Genomic DNA, 14,501 nt, shown 5'->3' with positions numbered 1-14,501 from the left:
CACCTACTTTAATGCATCGACGATCGTGTCGATGTTATGTTGATACATACCTATATACGTACCTTCTGTTGTTCCTTCAGCTCCCATAGCATCTGAGAATAATTCCCCACCGATGACAATGTCGTGGCCTTTCTCCTTAGCCCCTTCAATAACAGCTTTCATTGCCTTATCGGACACACTGGATTCTATAAAAAGAGCCTTAATCTTATTTTCTACTAAGAAATCAACCATCTCCTGAACATCTTTCACACCATACTCTGAATCCGTACTCAGTCCTTGCAAGCCACGTACTTCAAATCCCTGACTTCTGCCAAAGTAATTGAATGCATCATGAGCCGTTACTAATATTCTTTGTTGCTGTGGGATTTCATTCACACGTTTTTCTGCGTAGCTTTGTAAATCATCCAGCTTTTTCAAGTAAGCTGCTTCATTTGTTTGAAAATCTTCTTTAAATTCAGGGTATTCTTCCTGAAGCTGCGTACTGATTGCCTTGACAACACCTTTCCAAAGCTCAACATCAAACCAAATATGTGGATCATGGAGCATGGCATCCGTATCACTGGCAAGCAGTTGCTTTTCATCTAATGTCTCGCCCACTGCCAAGACCGTTTTATCCTTCGCCATTTGTTCAAATATATCGAGCATTTGTCCTTCTAAATGTAAGCCATTATAAAAAATGACTTCTGCTTTATCCAATTTCGATAAATCACTTTGAGTCGCCTTGTAGAGATGGGGATCTACGCCTGGACCCATCAATGCTGATACCTGTAAATGATCACCACTGATTTCTTTAATCGCATCTGCAATTTGTCCTGTGGTTGCAACCACAATGCCTTCTTTTTCACCCTCTGTTTCTGCTGAACAGCCAAATAATAGAAATGAGAGTGATAATACCACCACACCTAACCATTGTTTCATTTTCCTACCTCAACTTTCTCTTTATTAAGCAATTGTTTGAAAAAAGTGCCTAAACTACGAAGTAACCAATTGGCGGACAAGCCGTAAATTGTTTGTCATGCCCGCCCTAGTCGTATTCAACCAATACCCCAACTTTTTCCACACAATACCTTAATTTATATTCATTTTCCTGATAAGCTGGCGCCAGCTCATCCAGAAAAGGATTAACATCATACCTGCGCCTACTGAATCGGTCAGTTTCCATACGATTGCTAAAATAATTAAAATGGCCATTGGAAGAATCGTCAGCTTGAAATCACCTAAATCTTTCATTCACGCACTCTTCTTTCTTTGGAGATATTTTGTTTCCCTTAGGAAAAATATATGCTTAATACAAAGAAAATTCAACTACTTTATGAAAATTTCTTTAAAAAAATTTTTTTCTTATAAAAAAATTAGTTTAGCCCAAACAAAAAAATCCCTAATGCAGACATTAGAGATTTTTTATAAAAATACATAGATTTATGTTAATATACTTTCATCTTTCTTTTTCCAGCGACTTTCCTATAAATTCAAATGCATAAATATGTGTTTTTGTTAATTCAATAATATCCTTGATTAAAGCTTCTTCTGATTTTTCATAGCCGCTTGCAATCCATTGCATCATCAATCCATAAAAGCCGTAGGAAGTATAATGTTTGAACATGTTCATGTTGACAGGCTGCTGATTGATCGTCTCAAATTTAAATTGCTCTTGATAAATTTTTGTGATCGTTAAGGGCATTCGGGTGTGCAACCCAGGAATCGTATCTTCCACATTCAGCAGCTCGAAAAACAAACGGTGCTTATAAATGTAATGAATAATATTAAAGGATGGTGCTTTCAATTTTGTCGTGTATACCTTTTCTCCATATAGGTAGGGTTCACCTACTGCCACTTCCAGACCATTCAGCATTTGTTCTAGCAAATTCTCTGCTAGTTCAAATTTATCTTGAAAATGCACATAAAAGGTACTACGGTTATAGCCCGCTCGTTCTACAATATCCTTCACTGTAATGGCTTGAAAACCATGTTGTTTCATTAAATCGACAAACGCTTCATAAAAATGATGGCGGGTTCTTTCTTGTCTTTGTGTCCATTTTGGCAATTTTACTTCCCCCTTTTAGACATTTCAGGCACATATGTCTACTAGTTAGATATTTACTACGACATTAATGATTGTTTCCGTTTTCAGGCGTTTTACAATAAAAGTACACCGTGATTTACACAGTGTGCAAGAAAAAAGTTTGTTTAAGGGAGTGTCATGTATGGGGAAATTACAAGATAAAGTCGCAATTATTACAGGTGGTGCTTCTGGTATCGGTGCTGCAACAGCCCAATTATTTGTAGCAGAGGGAGCAAAAGTGGTGCTTGTGGACCTAAACGAGGAAAAAGGCCAAGCATTTGCAGCTGAACTACAGGCAACAGGAGCAAAAGCCATGTTTATCAAAGCAAACGTAACGGATGAACAGGAAGTAGCAGCTATTTATCAAACAACTATTGAGGCATTTGGCAAAGTCGATGTCCTTTTTAATAATGCAGGGATTGGTCGTGTTACGCCAACTGAGGAGCTTCCTTATGCGGAATGGCGTCAAACTGTAAATGTAGACTTAGATGGTGTATTTTTAATGGCGCAGGCTGCCATCAAAGAAATGCTAAAAGCGAATGGTGGTACAATCGTTAATACAGCTTCGATGTATGGCTGGGTTGGCTCGCCAGGATCAGCTGCTTATAATGCAGCAAAAGGAGGCGTGATTAATTTAACACGTTCATTAGCATTGGAATTTGCTACGCGAGGGATTCGTGTCAATGCCCTATGTCCAGGCTTTATTGATACACCAATTATCCCAGAAGAAAGTAAGGAGCCATTACGTCAGATCACACCTATGCAACGACTAGGACAACCAGAGGAAATGGCGAAAGCTGTTTTATTTATGGCATGTGACGATTCAACGTTTATGACAGGGAACACATTAACAGTAGATGGTGGCTACACAGCCCAATAACGACGTTTAAAATAATCGCTCCCCGACTAAGGGCAGCGATTATTTTTTCACTAGAAAAATTTGCAGTTTTTATCCATTTCCTGCAAACTATTACTAAAGCGAGCAAGAAAGGATGAAGACAACAAATGAAAAAATTAATAGGTACATTATTATTTTCTATTCTGATTATAGCTAGTGCAGGCAATGTACAAGCTGCTGGCTTTCGAGACGTATCAAAGGATCATTATGCATATGAAGCTATTTTATGGGCAGAAGAATATGATATTGTTAATGGCTTTACAGACGGTACATTTAAACCGAATGCTACCATTACTGAACAGCAATTAGCAAAATTATTAGCCAATTTTTATGAGCTCGAAACGCCCATCGACGAATTAAAAAAGCAAACGCCTTCGGCAAACTGGTCGGATGATTTCTATAACCAGCTCGCAAGCTATGGGGTGCCTTTAAATGGCTATTTCGACAACCGAATCCGAGCGGCTACTGTGAAGCGTGGTGTAGTGGCACAGGCTATTGCTCATTTAGCTAGCGGTAAGAAGGGCTTAGATCAATCTATTCAATTTTTACTTGATACCTATATTTCTTCTGGGCTAAATCCACAGTATGAAGAGCGTAATTTACAAAAGTTTTATGGCGTGACAAGCAACATGACCCGTGCGCAAGTTGTCACGATGCTCTATCGTATGGACGAACGAAATTATTATGAAATTTCAGCGGATGCACAAGCAATTCATGAGAATGCCAACAACGTATCCTTAAATAATAGGGCAAAAAATGCTCAAAATCAGCTCGACAAATCATTACAGCAGGCTACTCCTAGTAAAAGCGCATGGGAAGGTGTGTATACTTATTACTATAAATGGGGTAAGGGTACAAATGAGTTTAACCGCCGTGATGCTATAATCTCCAATGCCACAAACAAGAGCTTTTCTATTGCTTTAACGGCGAATGATGGCTCCGCTTCAGGTAGTGTAAATGGCACAGCCACAATTACAAGCAATACGAAAGCCCTTATGAATACATCCTCGCATGGCAATCGTTGTGTTGTCGAGTTTGAACGTTTATCTAATAATGCCCTAAAGGTGTCTGAGATTGATTGTCGTGCTGAACGTAATGAAGGGACCAATTTTTCGGGTACCCTCAAGCAGCAATAATTTGTAACAGAGTCTGAATCATTCAGGCTCTTTTTTCATCCTTAAAAGCTTCATAGCTATGTTTGGCGATGGCAATAAAATCTTCGAGACAGGGATGCATATGCTTATCTTTATGCCATGCAATATCTGTATAAATTGGCGCTAAATCAATTGTGGACGGTACTTCCATTAATTGCCCACTTTCCAGCTCCTTCTCTACAACCATTTTAGGTAAAAATGTAATACCTAACCCTGCCATCACACATTGCTTGATTGCTTCAATACTGGCAAATTCAATCATTTGTAAGGGATTGACACCCTCTTGCTGTAGCTGTGCTTCTAAATGATTACGATAGGAGCACCCTGTTTCTGTTAACAACATCGTTTCAGTTGAAATTTGTTGAGCCGATAGAGGCTGACTAATTTCTTTGGGGGCACTCACAAAAACAAGCTGTTCCTGAATCAATCGCTCTCGCTTGAGCATGGCTGTTTCCTGATAAGTGTCCGTTATCAATGCAATATCAAGTTTACCAGCTTGTAATAAATCCTTTGCAATAGCTGTTGTATGCACAGGCTTGAAAATGATTTTCACTTGCGGGTGTGCTTGTTGAAATTGCTTTAAAATACTTGGTAGTCGATAGACACACTGACTTTCCTGTGCCCCTACCTTCAATAGGACTTGCTCCTGCTCGTTGGATATAGCTTTTTTCATTTCACGGTCTAGCTCAAGCATTTTTTTTGCATAATGCTGTAGACGCTTGCCCTCTTCTGTGAGAATAATACGCTTGCCAAGCCGCTCAAAAAGCTGAACACCTAACTCTTGTTCTAATGTTTTTATCTGAGCTGTAATACTCGATTGAGCGTAGTCAAGAAGCTGGGCTGTCTGTGTAAAGCTTAATGTTTCAGCTGCTGTAAAAAACGTTTGAAGCTGCTTAATATCCATCACTTGAACCCCTTCATCTATTTCTTCGATAGTTTTTGTTGAAACATTCACCCTTTTCGATAATAAAATTCAATATACACTAGTTTGTAGCTGAAAGAAAGAGATGGTTGCATTTACCAATAGCGCAAGTAAATATCTAACATCAAAAGAACCTTTTATCATATAAAGAGAAACGAATTTGGAGACTTCTTTCCTCCAAATTCGTTTCATTGTATTGTGCTATAAAAATAGTCAATATCATCTAAAGGCAATAAGGTCGACTTATTGTAAGTCTTTTCTAAGATGATCAGCTGCAGACAATGCTTTTAGATCTTGAAGGATCTCGCCTGGCTTGTTTCCTTCTCCTAGAATATATCCCTCAAAGGTTATCCCAACAAAATCAAAAATATGTTGAAATTGCTGAATCATTGGTAACCCCTTTATATAAGGCTCATCTCCACCAACTGCAATAACATATGCTTTTTTAGAAGACATTAATGCTTTAAAATCAGGATAATTCGGGTCTCTTAAGGTTTGTGACCATCGATCTATAAAGTTCTTCATCGCTCCTGTCATACTATACCAATAAATAGGCGTAGAAAATATAAGAATGTCATGTGGAAGAATACGGTCAATGATGGCGTTATAATCATCGCTGACATCTGTGAACCCTTCCGCAGCATGACGCTTATCGATTATTGGCTGAATAACACAGTCCTTTAGATAAATTTCTTCAATCATTAGGCCTTGAGTGGCTAATTTTGTTAAAGTCTCTACATTCCCATTCGACCGATTGCCACCATAAATAACTGCTATTGACATTTAGAATATCCCCGTTTCCTTGAAGTTTTTACTATTGTTCCCGTATACCTATATCTTATTATGAATTTACAATTCGATAAAGATGATTATTTCGATAAAATCAATCGAAAAAAGTGATTACAATTAGCATGCATACTTTTAAAAATATGTTCAATTAAACTAGGATACAAAATGAAATCAATAGTTAGTTATAACCCCTCTAAATTATCCAACAAACTATACCCATATTTAGCAAATTGTTGTTTGACTTGGTTAATGCAATATTTAATTCGTTTCTTTTTTTCTTCTTCGGAATATCCTATTGGGTTTTTTACACACGCACCCAAATCAATCCATTTCAAAGTGCTATTTTCCGTATCCCAGTATATATGTTCAAATTTAAAATCAAAATCGTATCTGTCTACATTCATCATATCTTTTTTTGCTTCAATCATTTTCAAAACAATTTCTTTTAATTCGTTGTTAGTTATGCCTTCTTTTAAAACCTGTGATAAAGTTTTACCATTCACTTTTTCTACAAATAAAAACTCTCTTTTTTTATATGCATAAATTTTAGGAAAATAAGGACTACTGTTTAACTCCAACAATGCGTATATATCGTTATCCCCTTTTCCTTCAGATAAAAATTTTTTCAATATAATTCCTTTGTTTTTCATTTCATAAACAATTGACCGTTTTCGATGTAATTGAATGATTTCAACTTCTTTACTCAATATAAGATTATATTCATATAAATAAATAGATTCTTTAGTCTCTTCTGGTAGATCATAAAAATAATTTGTGACAAGCAAAACTTGATTACTCCTTTCATCATAAGAAGATTCGACAAAAAGAGCTTATTCCCTTTATATTTCCATTATTTCTACATTCAAAAAAGTGAATACATTTTAATCATTGGATAAGAAGAATTGGATGAAAGGTCACCTATCTTTACAAAAAACCCAAACTACACAGAAGCTCATAACACTTCATTAGTTTGGGTTTCTTTATAAATAAATTTTCTTTTCTTATCAAATATTATAGATACTTTAACTATAATCTTTTAGGCCTTCCAATGAAAATCCAAATTACCAGGAACAAACTATATATAAATGGCATATAGAAAATACTCCCTGCATCTTCTCCATTCTTGATAGCGATTCCTATAAAAGCCCAGATAATTACTAATGGAAAAAATACATCTTGCTTATAAACACGTATAAAAGCAGCTAGCACAGTCGCAAGAATAAGTAATAACTGTGCCCATATTTCCTCTGAGAGCCCAAACCCATCCCACTCATAATATTTAAGCACAAAGCTAATATTAGCCATCAACGCCACACTAATCCACCCTAAATATACAGAAAACGGAAGTCTCCCTGAAAAACGATTATCCTCTTTCAGGTAACTTACATATAGAAAAATTATATGAACCAATAAGCCGACCATAATAACAATGGACGTTATAAACAATTCATAATGCCAGCTCAACAACCATGCGATATTTAAAAATGCAGTGATTACAAAGAGACCAAGCTTGCTATTTATACGATTAGTAGTTGAAGATCGAAATTGTTGTACAAGCCAAATGAATAATAAAAAATAAATCAAGCCCCAAATACTAAAAACATAGCCTGCTGGAATAAACAATACATCTACCTGATTAGAAATTTCACCTGTCTTTTTCCCATTAATCCCCACCGTGCTAGCTAGTCCATTAATAATAACCATGGCGAAATAACTTATGAGTGCAAGCCATTTCATGTTCTTTCCCCCTCTCATTTACATCATCTAATTCAATATATTCATTACCCATTCCAACTTATAATTACTCCGCTTACATAACATTAATAAATTATTTAAAGCCATTAGCTTATCTATAAAATCGTATAGCCTACTCATTATGGTATGGAAGAAAAAACCAACAAATTGTCTCATTAATTTCCCCACCCTTATTTTCCTGTTATTCAATATTCAACCACTCTAGTTATACAATTGTTGTACAACTTTTAAATATCTATATTATAATATGAAAAGTTGTAAGGTTTCGGATAGAGCACTACGGCACACAAATACTCACAATCATGAATATTAATAGCTATAGAAAGGCAGGGAAATAATGACACCAACAGATTGGCAATATAATATTACGCAGGTATCTGAAATCACAGGACTTTCCAAACAAGTGATACGTAAATGGGAAGAGCGCTACCAACTTGTTCATCCCAAAAGATTAGAAAATGGACACCGTGTTTATAGTGAAAAGGATGTGCAGCTATATTTAAAAGTACTTAGCCTTTCGAACCAAGGCTATTCTATAAAACAAGCAGTGACAATTGTACTTAGCAATCAAAATGTTTTAGAGGCAGTTACCCCCACAGTGTTGACCAAAAGCGACAATGTAGATCATTTCTGTAATCTTTTATTGGAAGAAGGAAGACTTTGCAATGAAGTAGAACTTAATCGACTCCTGCAACAAGCAAATCATTCATTAGGATTAGCAAAATTTCTATCTCATGTGATTATTCCTTTCTTACAAGAGGTAGGAAGATTATGGGAAAAACAGGTATGGACCGAGTATCAAGAATCTGTTACTACAATGATTGTTAGAGATTATTTAGTACAATTAAGAAGGAATTACCACTCTAAAGAGGATGCACCACTTATAATGGGAGCATGCTTACCAGGGGAGCATCATGAAGTTCAACTTCATATTTTATTGTTGCAAGCAATGATGGCTGGTTGGCGATCATTCCTTGTTGGCAGTTCTCCAGCTGTTGGGGCAATTGAATCTTTAATCATACATTTTAAACCAAAGGTGGTTCTATTATCTGCTATGACTACAAGGCCATTTGAGTTATACCCTACTAGCATTCAGCAATTAGATGACTTCGCTGCAAAACATCCTGCTATTCGATTTTATATGGGGGGTGCTGGCTCTGAAGAGTATTTAAAAACACATTCCTTACATTCAATTGCTATTGCCAGTACTATTGATGAAGTTATAAATAACTTATAAACTCTCACTCTAAATAACTTTATTTTTAGTAGGAGTTTAACGTTTTTGGTTAGAACTAGTACTATAAACAAAAGTTAAAAAGTTTATTAATACTGCTATCCCTGTTTAAATAAGGCATTGTTCTTACAATCTATTTTATTGAGAAGTTCAACGAGAATATCATGGATGAAAGCATTGGTTACACATGCTTTTGTCTATGATTTTTTTTTGCACGCAATAGCCATAAAATAATTTTTTAAATTTCAAGAATATATAGTTTGCACATTTTTGTACACTAATTGTATAATCACTGTATAACTTTTGTACAACAAATAAATATTTTTATCTATTTATAAATCATGACTCAATACAGGTAGTGTTATAAGACTAAATAGCAGATACGGAGGTTTTTCACAATGAAAAAGGAGATTATTGTTATAGGAGCTGGTCCAGGTGGTTTAGCGTCGGCAATGCTGCTTAGCGCTAAAGGATTTAATGTCAAAGTTTACGAGAAACAACCCTATATTGGTGGTAGAACAAGTGAAATAAAGCTAGGAGAATATAAATTTGATATGGGCCCCACATTTTTAAATATGTTTTATATTATTGAAGAAATATTCGAGCTTGCAGGTAAAAATATACATAATTATATAGATCTAGTAAACCTAGATCCAATGTATGAATTAATTTTCACGATAAGCGAATTAAAATGACTCGCGATCGTGAGGAAATGATTCGTCAAATAAATGAACTATTTCCAGGCAATGAGGGCTCTTTTGAAAAATATATGAAGGAAACTAATCACAAATTAGAAGCGTTAGTACCTGTATTGCAAGCAAGCATGAACCGTTATACAGATTTACTACAACCAAAAGTTTTAAAGGCATTGGGTGAGCTTGAAATCGGTAGATCTTTAATCGATACGCTTTCACGATTTTACAAGCAAGAGGAATTACAACTTGCCTTTACTTTCCAAGCAAAATACTTAGGCATGTCTCCGTGGGAAAGTCCTGGTGCATTTTCCATTCTATCTTTTATTGAGCATGCTTATGGTGTTTACCACATTACAGGTGGCATTAATAAGTTAACACAGGCAATGGCAAAGGTTGTACGAGAAAATGGTGGAGAGATCTACACGAACTGTGGCGTTTCAAAGCTCTGGTTGGATGGTCGAAAGGTAAAGGGTGTCATTTTAGATAATGGCGAAAAAATAGCATCTAATGAAGTAATAATAAATAGTGATTTTGGTCATGCGATGACTCACTTAGTCGAGCCTGGTGTTCTAAAAAAATACACTAAAGAAAAGTTAGAGAAGAAAAAATACTCTTGCTCTACTTTTATGCTTTATCTAGGTGTCAATAAAAAATTTGATTTGCCCCATCATACGATCTGGTTTGCAAAAAATTACCGAAAAAATGTTGAAGAAATTACTAACCATAAATTGTTGTCGGATGATCCATCTATCTACATTCAAAATGCAGTTGTAACAGATCCGACAGTTGCCCCACAAGGGAAATCAACGCTATATGTATTAGCACCAGTACCTAATAATTTCAGTCATATTGAGTGGGATACCTGTGAACAAGATTATCGTAACATGCTAATTGGGTTAATTGAGGACAAACTTGGCATTGAAAATCTAGAGCAATACATTGAAGAAGAACACATAATTTCACCGAAAAATTGGGAAGAGAATTTAGGTGTATATAAAGGAGCAACTTTTAACCTAGGTCATCAGCTTACACAGATGCTGACATTCCGCCCTCACAATAAATTTGAAGAATTAAAAAATAGCTGGTTAGTTGGAGGTGGTACACATCCAGGAAGTGGTTTACCGATTATCTTGGAGTCTGCACGTATTACTTCTAATGGAATTCTACAAAAGCATGGTCTAGCACAATTAGCAGTGAAACCTTTACCTAAAATAGATCTCTTTAATACGGAACTCAATAACAAACCTAGTGAAAAAGTAATGTTGCATATCTAATAATCATTAAGTATGAATTAAATTTAGCTTAGCTACCTAATATAAGGATTTGAAAATATGAATATTCAGACAAAACATATGAATGAAAATGCAATTGTAGATTCAATGAAAAAAAATTTAGCCCTTGTAGAGTTTAACTTGAATAGAAAAGTGATTTGGGCTAATAAAAAATTTGCAGAGGTTCTAGGATATCAGGTGGATGAAGTTATTGGGATGGGTCATGAAAAGTTTTGTAAACCGGATTTTATACAAAGCCCAGACTATCATCTCCTATGGCAAGGTTTATTAAATGGAGAAAAATATGAAGGAAAAATTGAAAGAATAAGTAAAATGAACGATTCTATATGGCTTGAAGCAACTTACCTACCCATTTTCAATGACAATAATAAGGTAAGTTCCATATTAAAAATTTCAACAGATATTACAAATCGAGAATTCAATACTTTAGAGATTATTGCTAAACTAAAAAGTATGCCTCAGGAGTTAGTAGAAATTGTTGTATCCAATTCAGAAGAAAACATAAAAGCCGTAGCATCACTTGCTAAAGAAGTTGACGCAATTAGAGATACTGTAAAAGTGATTCATACTATCGCTAAACAAACAAATGTCCTAGCACTGAATGCCGCAATAGAGGCTGCACGTGTTGGTGAAAAAGGTCTCGGATTTAAAGTCGTAGCAGAAGAGGTACGAAAATTAGCACTGAATGTTGATAATGCACTTCGAAATATCGAATATAATGTAATGACTATAGAAAGTGATACGGAAAAGGTCGATAATATTACACATGATTTGAAGAAAGTTGTAACAGAAACTCACAATGAATTTAATAAAGCCATTGATAGATTCGAAAAAATGCTTTAACTAGTCAATAATACAGCAGCTAAAGTTCTCAATAGATATTTGAGAGCTTTAGCTTCTTTTTTCTAACTAATTAATATCACTATAAATTATATTCTACTAACAATATCCTTATTATTTAATGGTATTTTTTCATTTTTTCAAACCACCCAAATGCTATCTCAGCCTCTATACATTCATTGTCCTGTGTAACTAAAAAAATTACAAATGATTCACCAGATGGAAAAATAAATTTTCCATCTTCATCGCTTACTAAAGTACTTTGTGGTGGAACAATTCGTTTAAACGCATTTACTCCTTTATAGGGGTGCCCTTCAACAAGTTCAGCAAATTCAATTTTAACGTCTGGATTTGGTGGTGGATAAATGGCTGTATTAGTAGGCGTTACATTTTTAGAAATCATTGAATCCCCAGGAGGTATTGCATTAAACCAAATTTCAGCCAGAATAGGTTGTTTAGAATAATTAGTAATGGTAAACGCATTTACAAACAAATCCACATTAGAATATTTAGGATTACTTAAGCTTCCCCACGCATTTCTTCCTTTTTTTAAGGTAATTAATTCGGTTTGCCCAACAAAATATTGACCTAATAATGATTCATATAAAGGAGTAGGAATACTAACTATTTTCATAAATCGATCATTATTTTTCATTGTCAATCTCACCCCCTTTTATATATTAATGTATGTATTTTTAGTAGGGATGTTTAGACGAAAATATCTTACAAATAAGAGGTTGAAATAATCAACACGCAATCCTTAATTTTACGACTAATTCCATATTACAATGACTTGTAAGCATGTTTATAGTTCGTAAATGATGGTGAATGAGAGCTAGCACTAAATAAGCAATATAAGAAAACGACCTAAAAGCTTAATGAAAGCTAGTTAGGTCGTTTTTTCATCTATGCTTCTACTGAGATATGCTGGAAGGTTGTCACATCAAATAATCCTGTATCTGTTAGCTTTAAAGCAGGAATAACTGGTAATGCCACAAAAGAAAACGTTAGTAGAAAATGGAAATCTAATGTTGGATTAAGCGTCTTTAATGCCCTGTGCAAGCCTGCTAGCTGCTCCTTTGCCTGTTGAGCTGGTACATCTGTCATCAAGCCACCAATGGTTAATGGCATCTCCGCTAGAATTTGGCCATCCGCAACAATCACAAAGCCCCCTTGGATTTCCTGAATGCGTGTAAGCGCCAGGACCATATCCTCATCATTTGTTCCTACAACAAGGGCATTATGGGAATCATGAGCTACTGTTGTAGCCACTGCTCCTTTTTGTAAGCCAAAGCCTTTAACAATTCCTAAACCTGTCGTGTGTAGCTGATGATGACGTTCGATGACGGCTAGTTTCAGTAGATCTTGTTCTACAGAAGGGACGAAAAAACCATCCTTTACAGGTACATCCATTATTACATGATTGGTAATTAGCTGATTCGGCACAATCTCCATTACATTCGCCTTTGTACCCTTTGTGAATGCTAGTTGTAGCCTATCCTTTGTAATGGTTGGTAAATGGACAGATTGATGGATATGAGCAGGCACAACTGGCTCTTGACGATTTGTCAGCATTTTACCATTTTCAGCCACTTTCTGCCCATTTTTCCATACGGCCTTTGCCTGCATTGTTGACAAATTCTCTACTAACACAAAATCTGCCTTATAGCCTGGTGCAAGTACACCTCGATCTAATAAACGATAGCATTCTGCGGTGTTAACGGTTGCTAACTGGATTGCTTGCAATGGTTGCATCCCTTCAGCTATTGCCATGGCGATATCATAATTGATGCTGCCTTCGTCGATTAACTCATCCACATATTTATCATCTGTACAAAATCCAAAGCGACGAGCATTATGTGACTGGACAGCTGGCAATAAGTCACGTAAGTTTTTCGCGGCTGAGCCCTCTCGGATTAGCACATACATCCCCTGCTCTACACGGTCAATGGCTTCCTCAGCCGTTACACATTCATGATCTGTGTGAATACCCGCAGCTCGATAGCCTGTAATTTGTTCGCTTTGTAAGCCTGCACAATGCCCATCAATGACTAAATTTGCTTCCTGCGATAATAAAATTTTCTGAAGCATGTCCTCTTGCCCATTTAATACCGCTGGGAAATCCATCACCTCCGCTAATCCACGAACCTGTTCATGTTGTAGAAATGGTGCCAAATCCTTAGCTGTTAGTGTAGCGCCTGCATTTTCAAACTGTGTACCTGGCACACTTGATGGCAGCATCACAAAAATATCCATATCTGCCTTTTGTGCATCATCTAGCATAAATTGAATGCCTTCTGCTCCTGCGACATTGGCGATCTCATGAGGATCAGTTATCACCGTTGTAATCCCATGAGGAAGTAAAACACGACTAAATTCCCCTGGTGTCAACATAGAAGACTCAATATGTATATGACCATCAATTAAACCAGGAATGACATAGCCTCCTGCCGCATCCTCTTCCTGTTTAGCGTGAAACTTATTCGTGCGATCTAGAGCCACAATCATCCCATTCTTCACGACGATATCTGCTTTTTGCCATGTTAACGAAAAAACATCCGCAATTTGCGCATTTCTCAGTATAAAATCTGCCTCTAATTTTCCTTGAGATGATAATACATTTTGTGTTAGCTGCTGTAATTTTATCGACATAACTTATACTCCTTTTTCTTTTAAGAACTATCATGCCAAAAAGATGCTAGCCATTGCAACTATTTATCGCTACATCAGTAAAAAACGACCATTGATCAATGGTCGTTCCAGACTGTAGACAAAAGCCCATCGAGAAGTTCACTTTCGATGGGCTTTTGTCATTTTTCTTCCTATTTTATCTTTAACATTTGGTAATATACTACCAAAT

Annotated in this window: 13 protein-coding genes and 1 pseudogene; 5 read left to right on the top strand and 9 right to left on the bottom strand. The window is 36.0% G+C overall.

The annotated features are described in order from the left end of the window. Positions 1-3: 3 nt before the first annotated feature. The 3 genes from ACHZEU_RS00155 to ACHZEU_RS00145 all read right to left on the bottom strand — a co-directional run bounded on the left by ACHZEU_RS00155 (position 4) and on the right by ACHZEU_RS00145 (position 2,044). Positions 4-918, bottom strand: a complete 915-nt coding sequence (locus ACHZEU_RS00155) for a metal ABC transporter solute-binding protein, Zn/Mn family (RefSeq protein WP_048392424.1) — start codon at positions 916-918, stop codon at positions 4-6. 150 nt (positions 919-1,068) lie between these two features. Beyond that, positions 1,069-1,230, bottom strand: coding sequence for a hypothetical protein (locus ACHZEU_RS00150; protein ID WP_004230657.1), 162 nt, complete (start codon positions 1,228-1,230; stop codon positions 1,069-1,071). Positions 1,231-1,435: 205 nt separating this feature from the next. Further along, the gene (locus ACHZEU_RS00145) at positions 1,436-2,044 is read right to left on the bottom strand and encodes a TetR/AcrR family transcriptional regulator (RefSeq protein WP_279495298.1); all 609 of its coding nucleotides are present in this window, start codon (positions 2,042-2,044) and stop codon (positions 1,436-1,438) included. Positions 2,045-2,204: 160 nt separating this feature from the next. Here ACHZEU_RS00145 and ACHZEU_RS00140 point away from each other — a divergent pair, with 160 nt between their 5' ends. Both ACHZEU_RS00140 and ACHZEU_RS00135 read left to right on the top strand, forming a co-directional pair. Further along, on the top strand, positions 2,205-2,942 hold the full coding sequence (locus ACHZEU_RS00140; RefSeq protein ID WP_054550450.1) for an SDR family NAD(P)-dependent oxidoreductase: 738 nt from the start codon (positions 2,205-2,207) through the stop codon (positions 2,940-2,942). A 125-nt stretch (positions 2,943-3,067) separates the two neighbouring features. Next, positions 3,068-4,096 (top strand): S-layer homology domain-containing protein, encoded by a 1,029-nt coding sequence (locus ACHZEU_RS00135; protein WP_279495300.1) that lies wholly within the window; start codon positions 3,068-3,070, stop codon positions 4,094-4,096. A gap of 22 nt (positions 4,097-4,118) precedes the next feature. Here the strand turns inward: ACHZEU_RS00135 and ACHZEU_RS00130 are convergent, their stop codons facing one another. From ACHZEU_RS00130 to ACHZEU_RS00115, 4 genes are all read right to left on the bottom strand, one after another. After that, positions 4,119-5,018 (bottom strand): LysR family transcriptional regulator, encoded by a 900-nt coding sequence (locus ACHZEU_RS00130; protein ID WP_279495302.1) that lies wholly within the window; start codon positions 5,016-5,018, stop codon positions 4,119-4,121. 261 nt (positions 5,019-5,279) lie between these two features. Beyond that, positions 5,280-5,819 carry a flavodoxin family protein gene (locus ACHZEU_RS00125; RefSeq protein ID WP_279495303.1) on the bottom strand — a complete coding sequence of 180 codons (540 nt, stop codon included), beginning with the start codon at positions 5,817-5,819 and terminating at the stop codon, positions 5,280-5,282. A gap of 188 nt (positions 5,820-6,007) precedes the next feature. Next, entirely contained in the window at positions 6,008-6,610 is a 603-nt protein-coding gene (locus ACHZEU_RS00120) for a hypothetical protein (protein ID WP_259950780.1), read from the bottom strand. Between the two features lie 241 nt (positions 6,611-6,851). Beyond that, positions 6,852-7,562, bottom strand: a complete 711-nt coding sequence (locus ACHZEU_RS00115; protein WP_269898261.1) for a TspO/MBR family protein — start codon at positions 7,560-7,562, stop codon at positions 6,852-6,854. Between the two features lie 355 nt (positions 7,563-7,917). On the opposite strand from ACHZEU_RS00115, the gene ACHZEU_RS00110 reads away from it, so the two are divergent. From ACHZEU_RS00110 to ACHZEU_RS00100, 3 genes and pseudogenes are all read left to right on the top strand, one after another. Further along, positions 7,918-8,817 (top strand): MerR family transcriptional regulator, encoded by a 900-nt coding sequence (locus tag ACHZEU_RS00110; protein WP_279495305.1) that lies wholly within the window; start codon positions 7,918-7,920, stop codon positions 8,815-8,817. Between the two features lie 395 nt (positions 8,818-9,212). Next, positions 9,213-10,783, top strand: a pseudogene (locus tag ACHZEU_RS00105) (phytoene desaturase family protein). Between the two features lie 57 nt (positions 10,784-10,840). After that, entirely contained in the window at positions 10,841-11,644 is an 804-nt protein-coding gene (locus ACHZEU_RS00100; RefSeq protein ID WP_269898259.1) for a methyl-accepting chemotaxis protein, read from the top strand. A gap of 115 nt (positions 11,645-11,759) precedes the next feature. On the opposite strand, the gene ACHZEU_RS00095 is transcribed toward ACHZEU_RS00100, so the two are convergent. Both ACHZEU_RS00095 and ade read right to left on the bottom strand, forming a co-directional pair. After that, entirely contained in the window at positions 11,760-12,296 is a 537-nt protein-coding gene (locus tag ACHZEU_RS00095) for a DUF6143 family protein (RefSeq protein WP_004230683.1), read from the bottom strand. Between the two features lie 251 nt (positions 12,297-12,547). Beyond that, complete coding sequence (gene ade / locus ACHZEU_RS00090; RefSeq protein ID WP_279495307.1) at positions 12,548-14,293, bottom strand: adenine deaminase; 1,746 nt, start codon at positions 14,291-14,293, stop codon at positions 12,548-12,550. Positions 14,294-14,501: the final 208 nt, after the last annotated feature.

This window comes from Lysinibacillus sp. S1 (assembly GCF_044986265.1).
GTDB classification, from domain to species: domain Bacteria; phylum Bacillota; class Bacilli; order Bacillales_A; family Planococcaceae; genus Lysinibacillus; species Lysinibacillus capsici.
This window is presented reverse-complemented; position numbering and strand designations above follow the sequence as displayed.